The organism is Enteractinococcus helveticum (assembly GCF_001657475.1).
Taxonomy (GTDB): Bacteria; Actinomycetota; Actinomycetes; order Actinomycetales; family Micrococcaceae; genus Yaniella; species Yaniella helvetica.
Map to the genome: position 1 here is coordinate 1 of NZ_LXEY01000018.1, position 17,691 is coordinate 17,691.

Here is a 17,691-nt window from a genome sequence, read left to right on the forward strand (position 1 = left end):
CGGCGAGTCCTACCGCGTCAAAAACGCCCTAATGAAATAACCCCTTATCGCCACTTTGGCAGGAAACCCTGCCAAAGTGGCCGGATTCTTATCGCTTTAATGGCCGACTTCTAATTGACAAAACACATGCATGGGCGTCCTTGCACCCCAGGGGTACATAGATCAAGACCGAGGTGACCCAGTTCTCACGCTATGGGTCATTTGACGTTGATTATTTGTAAGAGGATATCTAGATTCTAGAGGGTTGGTGCACCAGGAGAGACATTAGCCAGCATAAATTGCGCCCAGGCGGGTAACGATTTGCTCTACGATTGCCGGGGCGGTCGCGAAATTGATTCTCAGATGTCCATCACCTGATGCTCCTGTTTCAACGCCGTCCGTCGCGACGACTCCACTGTGTTGAGCGGTAATATCTGCAAGGCTACGGTGCTCGGTCACAAGCGTCGCAAACTTGGCATAATTTGGAGTACTGCGTAAATCGAGCCAAGCCAAGTAGGTAGATTCGGGTTCAAGGTAGCACCCTCCAGGCAGATGGTGGGCCACAAGTTCATCGAATAACCCGCGATTGGTATCTAACTGCTCTAGTGCGGCGTCGAACCACTCTTGGCTGTGGTCTAACGCGGCGATGGTGGCAACATATCCCGACGAGGCGGTCCCCATTTCAAAATGTGCTGCATGGCGGTGCCACAGGTCCGCATCAGCAGGATTGGTGAAAATCAAACTGGCGGCTTTTGTCCCAGGGATGGAATAGGCTTTTGTCGCTGACCACGCCGTGATCGCGACTTCTGCTGCTTGAGCACTGATTGAAGCAAATGGTATGTGACGGTGACCATCGTAAACCAACGGCGAATGAATTTCATCAGAGAACACCCGGACTCCGTAACGTTGGGCCAATTCCGCGATGCATTCCAGCTCTGTGCGGGTGTATACCTTGCCGATGGGGTTGTGCGGATTCACGAGAACCAATAAACCACCGGCTAACATCGCGTGCTCCAAAGCTTCCCAATCAATCCGCCAGTGGTCATGTAACTCATCAGGGGCGAGCATATCTACGGACTGGATCCGACGCTGATCAGAAAACACATGTCGTACGAAATTCATATACGCCGGCGTCATCAACGTGATGGGTGAATCGGCGGGAGTAAATAAACGCGCGACGACGTCGTACGCGGTCATGACATCCGAGATGGGGCGAAAGGCATCGTCAGACACTTCTAAGCCAACGGTCGAGAAGTATTGGCGTACAACGCGCTGAAAACCTTCGACCAGCACCGGATCCCGGTATCCCAGCGAACCATCTGCCGCCCATCGGGTCAGGGCCTGTCGTATCGGCGCCGCGGGAGTGAAGTCCATTTCGGCCACAAAACAGGGCAGCGTTTCATGACCATGAATATGTTCGGGAAACATGCTCCACTTCATCGAGCCAGAAGAGCGCAATGCAGGGATGGACAGGTCGCCAAGAATCTCAGGGACGTCATAAGTCATGCGTTCAGCCTATCGATCCTTGCTTAGTATTGACTAGGAGTAACGCAATAATGGCGGGAGAACATCGGATATACCCACGACGCAGCGCTGAGCCTAGACTGTGGAACTATGACTGAAAATTCCGTGTTTGAAAGCCCCATTGTTGGTCGCCAATTATTCGGTCCCGGACCGTGTAATCCGTATCCCGAAGCCCATTTGGCATTGAGTTTACCGTTGCTTGGGCATCTCGATCCCGCATTTATTGACGCCATGGATGCCACCAGTGAAATGCTACGTCAGGTGTGGGGAACACGAAATCAGCGCACCCTGCCGCTGTCGGCCACCGGGTCTGCTGGAATGGAAGCTGCCTTCGTCAACACGGTACACGCCGGCGACGTCGTGGTGGTCGCCGTCAACGGGCTCTTTGGCGAACGGATGGTTGACGTTGCGGCTCGTCACGGCGCTGAAGTGATCGCGGTTGAACACGAATATGGCACACCCGTTGACGTCGAGCGCGTGATTACCGCCCACCCAAATCCAAAAATTATTGCCGCGGTGCATGCAGAAACCTCTACCGGTGTGGTCTCGGATATTCAGGCGCTGGGCGAGAATAAGGGTGATGCCCTGCTGCTGGCCGACTGTGTAACCTCGATCGGCGGTATGGAGATGCAGCTGGATGACTGGGGTGTTGACTTGGCGTATGCCGGGTCGCAAAAATGTCTAGGGGTCGCCCCTGGACTGGCACCATTTACCATTTCTGACCAGGCGTTTGAGCGCCGCGTTGAAAAACCGTCGAACTGGTATCTGGATCTGAACCTTTTGGGCGGGTATGCAACCGGGACAACCGGCGGGCGACGTACCTATCACCACACTGCCCCAACGGGAATGGTGGTGTCATTGAAGGCGGCGCTGGAACGGATATTTGCTGAGGGCCTGCAGAATGTCTACGCACGTCATGCGGCAGCAGGACAAGCACTCCAAGATGGCCTTGAAGCCATGGGTCTGACCTTGTTCGCCGAAGAAGGCTCGCGTCTAGCTCAGCTGACCACAGTCAACGTTCCCGAAGGCGTCGATTCTGCGGCCGTGCGTCACTACTTGATGAGTAAATACAATCTAGAGATCGGCGCTGGAACTGGTGCTTATGCCGCCAAGATTTGGCGCATTGGGATGATGGGGCACAACGCCACCGACGCCAATGCCAACCTGCTGCTTGCCGCACTGAAAGACGCGTTGAACAATGCCTAAGCATACGCAGCCACGCGCTTAAAAAGAGTTGGGACCAGCAAATGCCGGTCCCAACGTGGTTGATAGCTGAAGACTAGAAGTCGATGTCGTCCTGAGTCTCAGTCGTGGTTGGTGCGACGCCGTTACGTTCGGCGACCGCGGCCACGGCAGCAGCGACGGCTGGAGCAACACGCTGGTTGAAGACCGATGGGATGACGTAGCTTGGGTTCAGCTCGTCTTCCGTGATGGTTTCGGAAATCGCATCGGCAGCGGCAACGAGCATATCTTCGGTGATATCAGACGCCCCGGCATCCAATAGGCCACGGAACAGCCCCGGGAAGGCCAGTACGTTGTTGATCTGATTCGGGAAATCGGAACGACCGGTCGCGACAACAGCAGCGTGCTGGGAAGCCTCGGTCGGCAGGATTTCTGGATCGGGGTTTGCCATGGCAAATATAATGGAGCCCTCATTCATGTTGGCCACGTCATCAGCATCAATGAGGTTTGGTGCAGACACCCCGATAAAGACGTCGGCGCCAACCATGGCCTCTTTGAGACTGCCGGAGAAACCCTCGGTGTTGGTATTGTCGGCCAACCACTGACGGTGCTCGTCACGCTGGCTGGTATTTGGTTCCAAGACACCGTCGCGGCCAGCGGCCATGATGTGTTGGGCACCGGAGGCCTTAAGCAGTCGGATGATGGCATGACCGGCAGCGCCGACGCCGGAGACGACGATGCGGACATCTTCGATCTTCTTGTTGACGACCTTCAGCGCGTTATTCAATGCAGCCTGGGTGACAATCGCGGTCCCGTGCTGGTCATCGTGGAAGACGGGAATGTCGAGTTCTTCGCGCAGCCGAGCTTCGATTTCAAAGCACCGTGGAGCGGAAATATCTTCCAGGTTGATACCACCGTAGGCCGGAGCCAATGCTTTGACGATCTGAATGATCTCTTCGGTGTCCTTGGTATCGAGTGCAACAGGCCAGGCATCGACATTGGCGAACTGTTTGAACAGGACTGCTTTACCCTCCATGACCGGCATTGCAGCGGCTGGGCCGATATCACCCAGGCCTAGCACGGCGGTGCCATCAGTGACCACAGCAATGGTGTTGCGCTTGATGGTCAATTCGCGGGCGCGGACTGGGTCCTTGGCAATGGCCTTGCAAACACGCGCCACGCCTGGAGTATAGGCGCGAGAGAGATCATCACGGTTACGAACATGAACTTTCGAAACCGTCTGCAGCTTTCCACCCTGGTGCATGTGGAAGGTGCGGTCAGACAGGCTGAGCACTTCGAACCCCTCTACGGCTTCGATGGCGTCTTTGACCTGGCGGCTATGTTCCTTACCACGAGTGTTACACGTCAGGTTGATGATGTTGGATTCGTGGCTGGCGTCAACAATATCTAAAGCGGTGATCGCAGCACCGGCCTCGGCAACTACAGCGGTCAGATCGCTGGTAGCGGTGAACGTCGTAGGGGCCTGGACTTTGACAATGATCGAATAGCCGGGGCTAGGTGTTGCCATGTTTGATTGAACTCCTTGAACAGGTAATAAGCAGAGTCATAAACCAAAGGCTCTGCTTTGTGGTGATTGAACGAGCGGCTCGTGTGCACTACCTGGCGATCATGGGGTATATGACGACAGCACATGCAGCGGCACTGGCCTGGGTAAAGGCTCAAAGGCCACATGATTTGGAGTTGTCAGAATACCACGCCAGGTCAAAGGCTCGATGAGAGTTCAGACTTGTTGAGCCAGATGGTGCAATATTTTATCAAAACTCTAGTAATTGGTCGTGACTTATATTACAGTGGACGCTTATCGGAGCTTCGAAGATGCAGCATCTGATACTGATCTCGCCGGATATACTCTCCGCCCACACGGTGGAGGTGGCGCAGGCTTCAGCTGCCGACTCCGCGATAACACCGCAGACGCTCTGCATGATTTCGGCCCAACCATCGACCGAAGTTGTTGCTACCCGTTGACCATATAACGGGTTCCCACAGACCAGTTCCCTTTTTCATTCGGCGCTTGTGACGCGCCCGAGGTCTTTGAGGAGACATCATGACTTCAGTTCCAAACACATCCCCTCGTCCAACACCTCTGACTCCATCGCAGCAATTGTTGGCGAATTTTCCTGTCGGGGGAGCAGATCCCGACTTTGCAGTAGAAGGATCCGTCAGGCCGAAAATTTGTGCTCTTCCTGTGGTCGGCAAATTGCTGCCTCAATGTAAGTAAGTCATTGCTGTTGGCGAAGGACGCCGTCAACGGTCAAAATCCGGCGGGCTTTGGGGGGAACAGTTGTAGGATAGAGGCAGTATATTGACCTGCCTGTATCCTAAACAGGCGCAACGTTAACCCAAGGACGTAACAGCTTTGACCGACAGCACTGGAAACCAGCCGAAGAATCGCGACGATTCACCACGTGAGGAGCGTTCGGACCGTCGAGATGCACCCCGCGATCGGCAACAGCGTGACCGCGGAGGCAACTTCGGTAAGGGGCGACAGCGCGGTCAGCAGCGCGATGGAGACCGTCGTGGTGGGGGCCGAGGCCGGGACGACCATCGTGGTCGCGGTAAAGGACCGCGGAAATTCGATGGCAAGCCGAGTCGTCGTGAGGATCGTCCAGAATACGAGGAACGTACCCCACCGCCGCACAACCCGGCCGACCTGCGTTCAGCGAACCGTCCCGATCGTGGACGCTCTCCGGATATCGATCCCGATGTGACCGGTAGCGAACTGGATAAAAGTGTGCAGCGGGAACTGGGGGCGCTCGATGATCAGAACCGCCCCTGGGTCCAGAAGCACCTTGTCATGGCCGGCCGGTTGATGGAAGATGACCCTGAATTAGCGTTTGCTCATGCGCTTGCGGCATCTCGACGGGGCGGTCGACTCGGCGTCGTGCGTGAAGCCGCGGGGATGACGGCCTATGCTGCAGGCAAGTTCTCAGAAGCCCTTCGGGAATTTCGTACCTACCGTCGAATCTCAGGCGATAACGCACACTTACCAGAGATGGTGGACTCGGAACGAGCTCTGGGCCGCATTGAAAAAGCGCTCGAAATGGCAGCCGAGGTGCCCCTCGATAAGCTGCCGGTCACATCTCGGGTCGAATTGGCGATTGTGGTTGCGGGCATTCATCTAGACCAGGACAACGCCGAACAAGCAGTCAAGGCGTTGGAGATTTCAGAACTCAACCCGCGTCGCGGCTTTTCCTATTCACCGCGGCTCTTTAGTGCTTACGCTCAAGCACTCGAGGGTGCGGGGCGAACGACTGAAGCCCGCAAATGGGCGAATCTAGCCATCCGGGCAGAACATGCATTAGGTCTGGATATCGAACCCGAACCAGAGATCTTCGATATCGCGGAAGAAGACGACGAAACGACTCCTTCGGTTCGTGCGCGCGACGTCATGCCTCCGGCAGCTTCCAAAGATGAAGCAGGCGCTCAAGGCGGCGAAAGCTAGTTCGTGACGACGTTTTTTAATGGGTACGACGGTCTGCTATGCGATCTCGATGGTGTCGTGTATGCAGGTGCACAGCCGATTGATCAAGCCATCGCCACCCTGAATGCCCTCATAAGTGCAGGGGTACCGGTTGCATTCGTCACAAATAATGCTTCGAAAGCGGCGACAGAAGTCGCAGAGCGCCTCGTTGAGCTTGGGGTTGACACGGATACTGAGCACGTGATGACCTCGGCCCAAGCCGTGGTGAACCTGCTCTCCGCAGACTATCACCGCGACGCAGGGCCGGTTCTGGTGACGGGCTCACCGCAATTGACCGAACAGATCCAGGCCGCAGGCTTCGAGGTCACCCAGGTCGCTGCTGACGACCCTCAAGTCGTTGTGCAAGGCTTCAACCCCAAACTGGGCTGGAATGATCTGGCACAGGCCAGCTTTGCTATTCAGCGTGGTGCCGGATGGTTGGCAACAAATCTTGACCTAACCATCCCGCTGAGTCAGGGGATCGCTCCTGGTAATGGCTCGCTAGTCAATACCGTCGCTCAGGCAACCGGAACCCGACCTGAGGTCGCTGCAGGAAAGCCGGCCCCGGTCATGTTCACTACGATGGCTCAGAAGTTTTCAATGACCAGGCCCCTGGTGGTTGGGGATCGGCTAGATACCGACGTTCTTGGTGCCGCAAACGCTGGATTTGATGGTGCACTCGTAGAGACCGGAATCCACCGGCGCCAAGATATCGACGCCCATCGGGTGGTGGTGACACCGACCTGGGTGTTACCGAGTCTCGGGGCGTTACTGCAAGAACCCCTCGATGATTATTGGAGTCGCGATGCGTGACTTGCAGAATTTGCCAGCCGAGGTTGCCGCGCAGTTAGCTGATGTTCATGAGCTTTCACCCGCTGATGAACTCGCCACGTATGAGCGCGTACTGACTGAACTGACGGAGCTGCTCAACGCTCCTGAAGAACACGGACCCGGAGACCAATAGAGTGAAACGTCTCGATCAAGCCCTCGTCTCGCGTCAGCTGGTGACTTCACGAACCGCAGCAGCTAAGCACATCCAGGCCGGTGAGGTGATCGTCAATGGCCAAAAAGTCACGAAGCCCGCGACCAAAGTCTCAGATCGAGACGTGATAAGGCTGACGATATCTGGGCCCCAATTCGCTTCTCGTGCCGGGCATAAATTAGCCGGAGCCTTAGAAATTTTTCACACCATCAAGGTCTCCGGGACTCGCTGTTTGGACGCCGGCGCATCGACCGGTGGCTTCACCGACGTTTTGCTTCAGCAAGGGGCGCGTGAGGTCGTTGCCGTCGATGTTGGCCATGACCAACTGGTACAGCGCTTGCGGGTTGATCCACGAGTCGAGGTCCATGAGGGACTCAATGTTCGATACCTTACGCTGGAAGAAATCGGCGAGCCAGTAGACCTTGTGGTGTCTGATCTGTCGTTCATCTCATTGAGACTCGTCCTCGGAGCTTTAGTTTCGGTATGTGTCCCCGGTGCTCACTTGGTCTTGATGATTAAACCGCAATTTGAGATCGGTCGTGAGCGCCTGCCAAAAACTGGCGTCGTGACGGATCCAGACCAACGACGCGAGGCAGTCGTCGGAGTGATTGAAGCAGCCTTAGCCCAGGGTTTAGTGCCGCAAGGGGTGGCGTTGAGTCCTTTACCAGGCCAGGACGGCAATCGGGAATTCTTTTTCTGGGCCACCTACGATGTTGCCGGAGCGCACCTTCATGCCACAATTGAAGCGTCGCAATGGTTGGACGCCCAGCGTGTTCAGTGGGCTGACTAAAACGTGACAGGTTTTCCACACCGCGCCTGGAAAGGTAGCAAAATCAGATAAAATGGCTAGATTGGTGTGTTAGGCAATACGTACAAACGAAGGAGAACCATGAGCCGGCGAATATTAATTTTGGCTCACACGGGGCGCCAAAAGGCCATGCAATCTGCACTGCAGGCCATCGAATTGTTACGTGCGTCCGGGCTCACACCGGTCATGTTGCCTCACGACGCTGCCGTCATGTACGAAGCCATTCATAATGGCGTACTACAAACTCATGAGGCCGGTGTCGATGCGATTGACACCAAAACCTCTCTACATGATGTTGAACTAGGCATGGTCTTGGGCGGGGACGGTTCGGTTTTGCGTGCTGCTGAGATGGTTCGCGAATCTAGTCTGCCACTCATGGCTGTCAACCTTGGCCACGTGGGGTTCCTCGCCGAAGCAGAACAAGCCGATCTAGAACTTGCCGTCTCGGCGGTGGTCAATAAGAATTACCTCGTTGAGGAACGCATGGCCATTGACGTGAAAGTTTTGGTGGGCAAACACCTGGTAGCTCATACTTGGGCCTTGAATGAGGCGTCGGTGGAGAAATCCAATCGCGAGCGTATGCTTGAGGTGGTCATCGGCGTCGATAATCGGCCGATTTCATCGTTCGGCTGTGACGGAGTCGTTATGGCAACTCCCACCGGCTCAACAGCGTACGCGTTTTCCGGAGGCGGGCCCATCGTATGGCCTGAGGTCCAAGCCATGCTGATGGTGCCCCTATCTGCCCACGCACTCTTTGCCCGGCCATTAGTGGTTGCCCCGGAATCCGTCATCTCTGTCGACGTACTGCAACGCAGCAACGAAAACGGAGTGCTCTGGTGTGACGGACGGCGGACCGTAGACTTGCCATTTGGGGCGAGAATTGAAGTCACCCGCTCAGACAGTCCAGTCAAACTGGCGCGGCTGGCCCTGACACCATTTTCAGAACGACTGGTCCGAAAGTTCGATCTGCCCACAGAAGGTTGGCGTGGCTCGATTAGCGAAACAGACCGAGCTGCGATTGATGCCCGCGAGCGAGCCCGTCGAGATCAAGACAGCTGGCATCAATCCCTGGCTGATTCGCAAGGCATCCGCATCGTGGAACCTCATCATGCGGCACCGCGCCCAGATATGGTCCCACCGCGCACGACACCCATTCCGATAGTCACCAAGGCCGACGAAGACGAAATTATCGAAGTATCGAAACCACCAGCCGAGGACGAATAGGGAGCAACGCATGCTAGAACACCTGTCGATCAACTCGTTAGGCGTCATCGAAGAAACCACCGTCGAACTTGATCCGGGGTTCAACGTCGTAACGGGTGAAACTGGCGCCGGTAAGACGATGGTCGTGACCGCACTGAACCTGTTGTTGGGGGCACGTGCGGATGCCGGCGCGATTCGTGCAGGTGACTCCAAAGCAACGGTTGAAGCTGGGTTTGTGTTACCAGCCGACCATCGAGCGATAGGTGCAGCTGAAGAAGCAGGCGCGATCCTTGATGAGGATAACCATGACCGCCACCTGGTCATTACCCGTGCAATCAGCGCTTCAGATTCCGGTACGCGCTCGCGGGCTACAGCCGGAGGCCGCGGTGTTCCGGTGGCGTTACTATCGGAAATCGGGGAAAATGCGGTAGCTATTCACGGTCAGTCCGATCAACTGCGGTTGAAGTCAACGACAGCACAACGTCACGCTCTGGACGCCTATGGGGGGAAATCCATTGCCAAAGCGCTGGCTGCTTACCGCCAGACTTATACCAGCCTGCAAGAGGTCTCCAGACAGCTCCAGGAACTGATTAATCAGGCTCAAGAGCGCGCTCTTGAGGCTGAAAACCTGCAACGCAGCCTGGAAGAAATCGATAACGCCAACATCCAAGACGACGAAGATGAAGAAATCCAGGAGCGCATTAAACGCCTAGAATCCGCCGAAGAATTCCGAGATGCGGCACGCATGGCCACAACGGCTCTGTCGGGGGATGATTACAATCTGGATGCTTCAAGTGCCGAATCACTAGTTGAAGCAGCGCGTCAAGTTATTGCGCAGACACCGGGACAGGTGGAAGAACTCGAAGAGATCGGCAAACGGCTCACCTCGGTCGGTATTGAGATTGCAGACATTACTGCGGAAATCTCTCAGTTTGCTTCGAGTCTGGATGATGAAGGTCCTGCCGCCTTGAACCAAGCACAATCCCGGTTGGCTGAGTTGAATCGTCTCAAAAAGCTCTATGGGCCAGATCTGGCTGATGTTGTCCGGTGGGCTGAAGAACAGCGCCCGCGCCTTGATGAACTCCACGGCGACACTGATCGTATCGAGTATTTAGAAGAAGAACAGCAAGTATTGACTGACCGACTCCAGCAAGAGGGCACCCAACTGACCTCGCTACGACAAAAAGCTGGCGAACGACTAGGCAAGGAAGTCACCAAGGAGCTCCATGGCCTGCTGATGCCAACCGCGCAGTTCTCGGTGGCCGTCACTCCAGCAGAACAACCTGGACCACACGGTTTTGACGACATAGCGCTGCTACTGCAACCGCACCCTGGCTCAGATCCGAGACCACTTGGTAAAGGCGCATCAGGCGGTGAGCTGTCGCGCATCATGTTGGCACTTGAAGTTGTTCTGGCAAACACTGATCCGGTCCCGACTTTTATCTTCGATGAGATCGACGCCGGTGTCGGTGGCGAAGCCGCCGTGCAGATCGGTCGACGTCTAGCCCGGTTGGCCAAACACGTCCAAGTCATCGTCGTCACCCACCTACCCCAGGTTGCGGCCTATGCGGATAAACACCTGCGAGTCAATAAGGCTCCGAATGTGGAAGCAGGTTTCACGACCTCGGATGTCAGCGAACTGGTCGGCGAGGCCCGCATCTCTGAACTGGCACGCATGCTGGCCGGACACGCCGATTCAACCTCAGCTCGCGAGCACGCTAAAGAACTCTTGGAGGCCTCACACTAATGGGCCAACAACACATACACGACACCGACCGGGTTGTTGCAGTTCAGGATCAGGCAACGGTCTTTCACGGTGCAATCTGGGACATCCAACGGGACACCTTCACGATGACTGATACTGAGCAGCCGCTGACTCGCGAATATATTACCCACCCGGGTGCGGTGGCCATTGTGGCTGTTGACGATCAGCAGCGAATCGCAATGATCAACCAGTATCGTCATCCGGTAGGACAGAACTGCTGGGAAATCCCGGCGGGGCTCTTGGACGTCGAGGGAGAAGACCATCTGGTCACCGCCCAACGTGAATTGGCAGAAGAAGCTGACCTGCAAGCTGCGGATTGGTCTGTGTTGGTGGACCACTATCCTTCGGCTGGGTCTTCAGCAGAAGCTATCCGTATCTTCTTGGCCCAAGGCATCGAAGAGCTCCCAGCGGAACAACGCCATCAACGCGAAGCCGAAGAAGCTCACTTGATCCTACGTTGGGTTCCTTTCGACCAAGCATTACATGCAGTGCTCGCAGGGGCAGTTCGAAACGTCAATGCAATCAGCGGTATCTTGGCAGCTCACTTGGTGCTAAACGGACAACACCAGGCCCGCCCCGCCCAGGCACCTTTCTAACCTTTATGACCGATAACATCACTATCCCCGAAGCCCTGCAGCATCACGTCACCACCTACCTGAATCACCTCATGATCGAACGTGGTCTATCAGATAACACATTGGCAGCATACCGCCGAGACCTCCAACGATATTTGCGCTATCTTGCTCAGGAACGCGTTGATGACGTCACGACGATTACTGCTCACCACCTTGCGGGTTTTCTCCAGGCGCTTAGCTCAGGTAGCCACAACATGGGCAATTTGGCTCAAAGCTCCGTCAACCGAGTATTTATTGCTGCTCGTGGTTGGCACCGATTCATGTTTTTGGAAAATACGACCTCAACCAATCCAGCTGCAGAAATTAAACCCCCCAAAACCGGACAGCAGCTGCCGGAGGGTCTCAGTATTGACGAAATCACACGATTATTAGATACTCCGCCGATCGATACCGCCCAGGGGCTCCGTGACCGAGCCATGATGGAATTGCTGTACGCCACCGGCGCTCGTATTACCGAAGCAATTGATCTTGACGTTGATGACATTGTGCATCTCGACGACGATGACACCACCGTTGTTCGGTTATTTGGAAAAGGGTCAAAAGAGCGTATCGTGCCGTTGGGTTCATACGCGCAACGAGCTGTTGATGCGTATCTGGTTCGTGGCAGACCCAAGCATGCTGCCGGTGGGAAAGGTTCACCTGCGCTATTCTTAAACAGGTTCGGAGGGCGGCTATCGCGTCAGACCGGATGGAATGTTCTGAAACAAGCTGCTGAAGACGCCGAGATCACCGCAGAAATTTCCCCCCACACTTTGCGCCACTCTTTTGCCACGCACCTGTTGCAAGGCGGAGCGGACGTTAGAGTTGTGCAAGAATTACTGGGGCATGCATCGGTGACGACGACCCAGATTTACACTCAAGTCACTGCTGACACGCTCCGGGAGGTTTTTGCCTATGCGCATCCTCGGGCGCAAGGCTAGCCTGACCTTCAGGTTTGACGTTAAACTTTAAGGCTCGCCGTGAAAAAACCAATTAGTTCGGGAAGTCATGTGATCCAGCAATACACTAGAGTCAGAAACCACACTCACGTCACTTACGAACACTAAGAGGATCACACCCCCAACTTACGTAGCGGTCAGGAGTTTCAAGCATCGTGAACGACGCCAGCCAACAACCACAACCCGTGATGATGATCACCGGAGATCCGGTGATCGGACCCACCGGGCGGCCAAAGCACGAATTTCCCGTTCCAGAGCCACTCGAAACACACGGTCCTGCCCGCATCATCGCGATGGTGAACCAAAAAGGTGGTGTCGGCAAAACCACTTCCTCAGTGAATATGGGGGCTGCGCTGGCAGGTTACGGTCGAAAAGTGCTGATGGTTGACTTCGACCCTCAAGGCGCGCTGTCGGCAGGGTTCGGCATGAATCCTCATGAGATGGACCTCACGGTCTATAACGTATTGATGGAACGTGGCGTACATATCAGCGACGGCATCGTCACGACGGAAGATCCAAACGTTGATCTCTTGCCTGCCAACATTGATCTATCTGCTGCAGAAGTACAGCTGGTCAATGAGGTGGCACGCGAGCAAGTACTGGCACGCGCCCTACGTCCCGTCATTGACGACTACGATGTCATCATCATTGACTGTCAACCGTCCCTGGGCCTGTTGACGGTCAACGCGTTAGCAGCAGCACACGGTGTGATTATCCCACTGACTGCTGAATTCTTTGCCTTACGTGCTGTGGCACTGTTGGTAGAAACCATCGAAAAGGTTCAAGATCGCATCAACCCGGATCTCATTATCGACGGCGTGCTGGCAACTATGGTCGATGGGCGAACCCTGCATTCGAAAGAAGTTATCGGTCGATTGGTAGAGGCCTTTGGCGACCGAGTGTTTGAAACAGTGATTAACCGTTCCATCAAGTTTGCTGATGCAACAGTGGCAGCGGAACCCATCACAACGTTTGCGCCCAATCACCCGGGTGCCAAAAACTACCGACAACTTGCTCGAGAACTGATCTGCCGCGGTGGCGCTCCGTGAGCCTGCTAGCTTCGCCGACCTTCGAGGATGAATACACCGAAGAACATGTTGGCTTTGAACTAGCGCTCACCAATTTTTCTGGACCGTTTGATCTGCTGCTGTCGCTGATAGCTCGGCGACGCATGGACGTCACAGAAGTTGCACTAGCCGAAGTAACCGATGAATTCTTAGCGTACGTGGCGACCTTGGAAACTACCGAGGAGGTCTTAGAGAACTCGACCTCCTTTATGGTCGTAGCCGCGACCCTGCTGGAACTGAAGACCGCCCGTTTGCTGCCATCTGGGATCGGGGACGCCAATGACGAGATGGCCCTGTTAGAAGAACGAGATCTGTTGTTTGCCCGGTTATTGCAATACCGAGCATTCAAGCAGGCCGCGGATTTGATCAAAGAACGTATTAGCATGCAATCAGCCATGCTGCCACGTCAGGGTGGGCCTGAGCCTCAGCATGCCAACCTGTTGCCAGAACTCGTCTTTGATTTATCTGCTGATGATTTTGTCGCCATCGCGAACGAAGTTTTCACAAAATTTGTGACCGAACCTGTTGAAGTCGGCACTCAACACTTACACGCGCCGGTTGTGTCCCTGACCGAACAAGTTTCAATCATGTCTCGCCGCATTCAAGAAGCTGGTCGATTGACGTTTAGCGATCTCACCAGTGACGCATCGACCACAATGGTGGTTGTGGTACGATTTCTGGGTTTACTAACGATGTACCGTGATCGATTAATCAGCTGGCAGCAGGAAACCCCACTGGGCGAAATTACGGTGTTCTGGCAAGAGGCAGCATGACACAGCAGCGGTATGAATCGGAATTATTTGCCCAGCTGGAAGCCATCTTGTTAATCTCCGATGAGCCGGTGACCGTTCAACAACTGGTCAAAGTCACGGATGCGAGCCCCACGGAACTCGAGACCACCTTGAAGGCTATTCAACGCGACTATGACGGAGAAACTGGCGGTATTGTTCGAGGTTTTCAACTGCGACATGTCGCAGGGGGGTGGCGTCTTTATACTCGTGCGGACCATGCTGATGTGATTGCCACATATATGGTCCAAGGGGCCACCCAAAAGTTAAGCCAAGCTGCGTTGGAGACTTTGGCAGTTATCGCGTATCTGCAACCGGCTACTCGATCACGGGTTGCCCAAATCCGTGGTGTGAACTCGGATTCGGTCGTACGCACGCTCCTGACAAGAGGGCTGATTGCTGAAGATGGCACCGAGGAACATACCAGTGCCGTACGCTATAAAACGACGGATTATTTTTTGGAACTACTTGGCCTAAACTCTATAGAGGAATTGCCCAAGATTTCCCCACTCCTTCCCGGAGTAGATGAAGCAAGTAAATTAGCAGAAAGTCAGGAATAAATAATATGACATCCCGCAAGCCGAGAGGCTCCGGACGCCGCAACCGCACACCCAAAGCTGGTCGTCGCGGTGGCCCATTTTCCGGTGCCGACTATGATCGCAATCTAGGTCCAGTAGACCGCAGCCAATACCGAAAAGGCAAAGGCCAGGGCAAGAAATCCCGCCAACACGTGCCTGAAGGCGAACGCCTACAAAAAGTCATCGCGGCTGCTGGTATAGCCTCCCGCCGTGTGGCAGAAGATCTCATTGCTGAGGGCCGCGTCGAAGTTAACGAAGAAATCGTGACCGCACTGGGTACTCGCGTGGATCCTGACAACGACATCATTTTTGTCGATGGTATCCGCGTCAACACCAAACCCGACTCCGTCTACTATGCCTTCAACAAGCCTCGGGGCGTTATTTCAACCATGTCGGATCCGAAAGGTCGCCCTTCGATTGCCGACTTCGTCAATACCGCAGACACCCGGCTATTCCACATAGGCCGTCTCGATAATGAAACCGAGGGCCTGCTGCTACTCACCAACGACGGCGAACTTGCAAACCGTCTTTCACATCCAAGCTACGAAGTGCCAAAAACATATCTGGTCCAGGTCAAAGGTCCGATGCGCAAGGGTGTCGGCGATGAACTTCGTAAAGGCATCGAACTGGAAGAAGATGGCCTGGTGTCCGTCGACTCCTTCAAAGTTGTAGACTCTACGCCCGGCCACATCCTGTGCGAAGTCATTATTCACAGCGGTCAGAACCGTGTGGTGCGCCGCCTCATGAAAGCTGTTGGTTACCCTGTACAACGCCTGGTTCGCATTGCCCATGGACCCATTACCCTTGGCAATCAGCGTCAAGGCAGCATCCGACAGCTCAACTCACAAGAAGTCGGACATCTCATGGCAACGGTAGGACTATGACGACACCGCGGTTCTCACGCACAGAAATTGTCAACACTGCCTCACTCGCCGCAGCTACCGAAACAATTTCCAAACACCACACCATCCATGAGCCCGTGCTCATTGTTGGGACGGGTCTGTTGGGGACCTCTATCGGTCTCGGCTTACGGTCGGTCGGCTTACAGGTTTTGCTCACTGACCCGTCACCGTCTGCCCAAGCGGTGGCCGAAGACATCGGCGCAGGCCAAGGGCTAACGGATGAAGACCAACCCGGCACCGTGGTGGTCGCAGCACCGCCAGATGTCACGGGTGCAGAAGTGATCAAAGCCTTGCGCCGCTGGCCCGCTGCGGTCGTGCTTGATATCGCTTCGGTCAAAGTGGCTATTGCTCAGGAAATCGCGGCAGCAGTTGCTGCAGGTGAGCTCACCGCTCAGGACGCACAGCGTTATATCGGCACCCACCCGATGGCTGGGCGTGAACGGTCAGGCCCAGTAGCGGCTCGTGGCGAGTTATTTACCGCTGCACCCTGGGTGCTGTGTACGACGTCCGAAACACCCCAGTACGTCATCGACGTTGCCTCTGACGTCGCACGGCTGCTTGGGGCCACCATCTATCACATGACCCCCGAAGAGCACGACGGTGCTGTTGCCCAAATCAGCCACTTGCCGCAGATTGCTGCCTCGCTGTTGGCCTCGCGCCTCCAAGGTACTTCTGGCCAAGCGCTGCAATTGGCAGGCAATGGGCTGCGTGATACGACCCGAATCGCTGCCTCTGATCCCAGTCTGTGGGTACAGATCTTGACGGCAAATGCTGAACAAATCCTGCCAGAACTTCACGGGATGAAGGCTGACCTTGACCGGTTAATTAACACCCTGAGTGCACCCAGTGCCTCGGGGGCTCGACTCGACGTCGCCCAACTGATGGACGAAGGAAACCGCGGCCAAGCGCGGATTCCAGGCAAGCACGGTGGGCCGGCTCAAGGCTTTGCCCAGGTCACCGTCCTGGTCGACGACAAACCGGGTGCGATTGTTTCAGCGCTGCAGGCTGTGGCCGATGCGGGGGTGAACGTGGAAGACTTGAGAATGGAACACTCATCTGGTTACCAGGTCGGTATGCTGGAAATCGCTGTGGTTCCCGGTCATAAGAAGCACCTGGTCAACGCGTTGACCAAACTAGGATGGAAGGTACTGTAATGTCTGCACAATCACGGCTCGTCATCGCCATAGATGGTCCTTCAGGCACTGGTAAATCCACGGTTGCCCGCTGGGTGGCCCAAGACTTGAAACTCAGCTATCTCGACACCGGCGCAAACTATCGTGCCGCCACGCTGTGGTGCATGCGAAATGGTCTGGACCTGACCCAACCGGAGACCGTGGAGACCCAGCAGATTACTGAACTGATCACGACCATGCCGCTGGCCCAGGACCTCAATCCGAATAATGTTTCGGTGGCTCTAGACGGACAGGATATTACCGAGGCGATTCGCACCGACGAAGTCACTGCCAACGTGTCAGCCCTTTCGACACGTCCGCAGGTGCGAGAATTGCTGGTCAAACTGCAACAACAAGCTATTGAATCACGGCCGCGCATTGTCGTGGAAGGCCGCGATATCACCACAGTGGTGGCGCCCGACGCCGATGCTCGCATTTTGCTGACAGCCTCACCGGAAGTACGCATGGCGCGACGTCGTCAACAATTGCGTGAGACTGACCAAGACCCAACCAACGTTGAATCTGATGTCATGGTCCGGGATGCGAAAGACTCAGCCCTCGTGGACTTCATGACCCCAGCTGAAGGTGTTGCTGAAATCGATTCGACGAATCTTTCCCTTGAAGACACCGTGACCGTCGTCCTGGCTGAAATACAACGCCAAGTCAACGCCAAACAATCTTAAGAAA

17 protein-coding genes are annotated in these 17,691 nt (G+C 55.3%); 15 read left to right on the forward strand and 2 right to left on the reverse strand.

Features of this window, described 5'->3' with window-relative positions:
• Window positions 1-264: 264 nt before the first annotated feature.
• Window positions 265-1,485, reverse strand: a complete 1,221-nt coding sequence (locus tag A6F49_RS07130) for a MalY/PatB family protein (RefSeq protein WP_043057847.1) — start codon at window positions 1,483-1,485, stop codon at window positions 265-267.
• Window positions 1,486-1,593: 108 nt separating this feature from the next.
• On the opposite strand from A6F49_RS07130, the gene A6F49_RS07135 reads away from it, so the two are divergent.
• Window positions 1,594-2,709, forward strand: a complete 1,116-nt coding sequence (locus tag A6F49_RS07135) for a pyridoxal-phosphate-dependent aminotransferase family protein (protein ID WP_043057848.1) — start codon at window positions 1,594-1,596, stop codon at window positions 2,707-2,709.
• Between the two features lie 73 nt (window positions 2,710-2,782).
• Here the strand turns inward: A6F49_RS07135 and A6F49_RS07140 are convergent, their stop codons facing one another.
• The gene (locus A6F49_RS07140) at window positions 2,783-4,213 is read right to left on the reverse strand and encodes an NAD-dependent malic enzyme (protein WP_043057849.1); all 1,431 of its coding nucleotides are present in this window, start codon (window positions 4,211-4,213) and stop codon (window positions 2,783-2,785) included.
• A gap of 849 nt (window positions 4,214-5,062) precedes the next feature.
• Here A6F49_RS07140 and A6F49_RS07150 point away from each other — a divergent pair.
• The 14 genes from A6F49_RS07150 to cmk all read left to right on the forward strand — a co-directional run bounded on the left by A6F49_RS07150 (window position 5,063) and on the right by cmk (window position 17,687).
• On the forward strand, window positions 5,063-6,148 hold the full coding sequence (locus tag A6F49_RS07150; RefSeq protein ID WP_052504853.1) for a tetratricopeptide repeat protein: 1,086 nt from the start codon (window positions 5,063-5,065) through the stop codon (window positions 6,146-6,148).
• A 3-nt stretch (window positions 6,149-6,151) separates the two neighbouring features.
• Window positions 6,152-6,979, forward strand: a complete 828-nt coding sequence (locus A6F49_RS07155) for an HAD-IIA family hydrolase (RefSeq protein WP_052504854.1) — start codon at window positions 6,152-6,154, stop codon at window positions 6,977-6,979.
• Window positions 6,972-7,130: a hypothetical protein gene (locus A6F49_RS18045; RefSeq protein WP_161485787.1), complete on the forward strand. Its 159-nt coding sequence runs from the start codon at window positions 6,972-6,974 to the stop codon at window positions 7,128-7,130. The genes A6F49_RS07155 and A6F49_RS18045 overlap by 8 nt, the downstream gene beginning before the upstream one ends.
• Window position 7,131: 1 nt before the next feature.
• The gene (locus tag A6F49_RS07160; protein ID WP_043057851.1) at window positions 7,132-7,938 is read left to right on the forward strand and encodes a TlyA family RNA methyltransferase; all 807 of its coding nucleotides are present in this window, start codon (window positions 7,132-7,134) and stop codon (window positions 7,936-7,938) included.
• Between the two features lie 99 nt (window positions 7,939-8,037).
• Window positions 8,038-9,180, forward strand: a complete 1,143-nt coding sequence (locus A6F49_RS07165) for an NAD kinase (RefSeq protein ID WP_043057852.1) — start codon at window positions 8,038-8,040, stop codon at window positions 9,178-9,180.
• A gap of 10 nt (window positions 9,181-9,190) precedes the next feature.
• The gene (gene recN / locus A6F49_RS07170) at window positions 9,191-10,906 is read left to right on the forward strand and encodes a DNA repair protein RecN (protein ID WP_043057853.1); all 1,716 of its coding nucleotides are present in this window, start codon (window positions 9,191-9,193) and stop codon (window positions 10,904-10,906) included.
• Window positions 10,906-11,520 carry an NUDIX domain-containing protein gene (locus tag A6F49_RS07175; protein ID WP_043057854.1) on the forward strand — a complete coding sequence of 205 codons (615 nt, stop codon included), beginning with the start codon at window positions 10,906-10,908 and terminating at the stop codon, window positions 11,518-11,520. The genes recN and A6F49_RS07175 overlap by 1 nt, the downstream gene beginning before the upstream one ends.
• Before the next feature lie 5 nt (window positions 11,521-11,525).
• Window positions 11,526-12,479: a site-specific tyrosine recombinase XerD gene (gene xerD / locus A6F49_RS07180; protein WP_043057855.1), complete on the forward strand. Its 954-nt coding sequence runs from the start codon at window positions 11,526-11,528 to the stop codon at window positions 12,477-12,479.
• Window positions 12,480-12,685: 206 nt separating this feature from the next.
• A complete protein-coding gene (locus A6F49_RS07185; RefSeq protein WP_043057981.1) occupies window positions 12,686-13,546 on the forward strand; it encodes a ParA family protein in 861 nt (286 codons plus the stop codon).
• Entirely contained in the window at window positions 13,543-14,337 is a 795-nt protein-coding gene (locus A6F49_RS07190) for a segregation and condensation protein A (RefSeq protein ID WP_043057856.1), read from the forward strand. Before A6F49_RS07185 ends, A6F49_RS07190 begins: the two co-directional genes overlap by 4 nt.
• A complete protein-coding gene (gene scpB, locus A6F49_RS07195; protein ID WP_043057857.1) occupies window positions 14,334-14,912 on the forward strand; it encodes an SMC-Scp complex subunit ScpB in 579 nt (192 codons plus the stop codon). The genes A6F49_RS07190 and scpB overlap by 4 nt, the downstream gene beginning before the upstream one ends.
• Window positions 14,913-14,917: 5 nt before the next feature.
• Window positions 14,918-15,814, forward strand: coding sequence for a pseudouridine synthase (locus A6F49_RS07200; protein WP_043057858.1), 897 nt, complete (start codon window positions 14,918-14,920; stop codon window positions 15,812-15,814).
• Window positions 15,811-16,986 carry a prephenate dehydrogenase gene (locus A6F49_RS07205; protein ID WP_043057859.1) on the forward strand — a complete coding sequence of 392 codons (1,176 nt, stop codon included), beginning with the start codon at window positions 15,811-15,813 and terminating at the stop codon, window positions 16,984-16,986. The genes A6F49_RS07200 and A6F49_RS07205 overlap by 4 nt, the downstream gene beginning before the upstream one ends.
• Window positions 16,986-17,687 (forward strand): (d)CMP kinase, encoded by a 702-nt coding sequence (cmk, locus tag A6F49_RS07210; RefSeq protein WP_043057860.1) that lies wholly within the window; start codon window positions 16,986-16,988, stop codon window positions 17,685-17,687. Before A6F49_RS07205 ends, cmk begins: the two co-directional genes overlap by 1 nt.
• The last annotated feature ends 4 nt before the right edge of the window (window positions 17,688-17,691 follow it).

Bases quoted from the DNA above. Each gene is read 5' to 3' on its own strand.
- recN (WP_043057853.1), top strand. From the start codon at position 9,191: ATGCTAGAACACCTGTCGATCAACTCGTTAGGCGTCATCGAAGAAACC.
- A6F49_RS07175 (WP_043057854.1), top strand. From the start codon at position 10,906: ATGGGCCAACAACACATACACGACACCGACCGGGTTGTTGCAGTTCAG.
- xerD (WP_043057855.1), top strand. From the start codon at position 11,526: ATGACCGATAACATCACTATCCCCGAAGCCCTGCAGCATCACGTCACC.
- A6F49_RS07135 (WP_043057848.1), top strand. From the start codon at position 1,594: ATGACTGAAAATTCCGTGTTTGAAAGCCCCATTGTTGGTCGCCAATTA.
- A6F49_RS07200 (WP_043057858.1), top strand. From the start codon at position 14,918: ATGACATCCCGCAAGCCGAGAGGCTCCGGACGCCGCAACCGCACACCC.
- cmk (WP_043057860.1), top strand. From the start codon at position 16,986: ATGTCTGCACAATCACGGCTCGTCATCGCCATAGATGGTCCTTCAGGC.
- A6F49_RS07185 (WP_043057981.1), top strand. From the start codon at position 12,686: ATGATGATCACCGGAGATCCGGTGATCGGACCCACCGGGCGGCCAAAG.
- A6F49_RS07165 (WP_043057852.1), top strand. From the start codon at position 8,038: ATGAGCCGGCGAATATTAATTTTGGCTCACACGGGGCGCCAAAAGGCC.
- A6F49_RS07130 (WP_043057847.1), bottom strand. From the start codon at position 1,485: ATGACTTATGACGTCCCTGAGATTCTTGGCGACCTGTCCATCCCTGCA.
- A6F49_RS18045 (WP_161485787.1), top strand. From the start codon at position 6,972: ATGCGTGACTTGCAGAATTTGCCAGCCGAGGTTGCCGCGCAGTTAGCT.
- A6F49_RS07205 (WP_043057859.1), top strand. From the start codon at position 15,811: ATGACGACACCGCGGTTCTCACGCACAGAAATTGTCAACACTGCCTCA.
- scpB (WP_043057857.1), top strand. From the start codon at position 14,334: ATGACACAGCAGCGGTATGAATCGGAATTATTTGCCCAGCTGGAAGCC.
- A6F49_RS07140 (WP_043057849.1), bottom strand. From the start codon at position 4,213: ATGGCAACACCTAGCCCCGGCTATTCGATCATTGTCAAAGTCCAGGCC.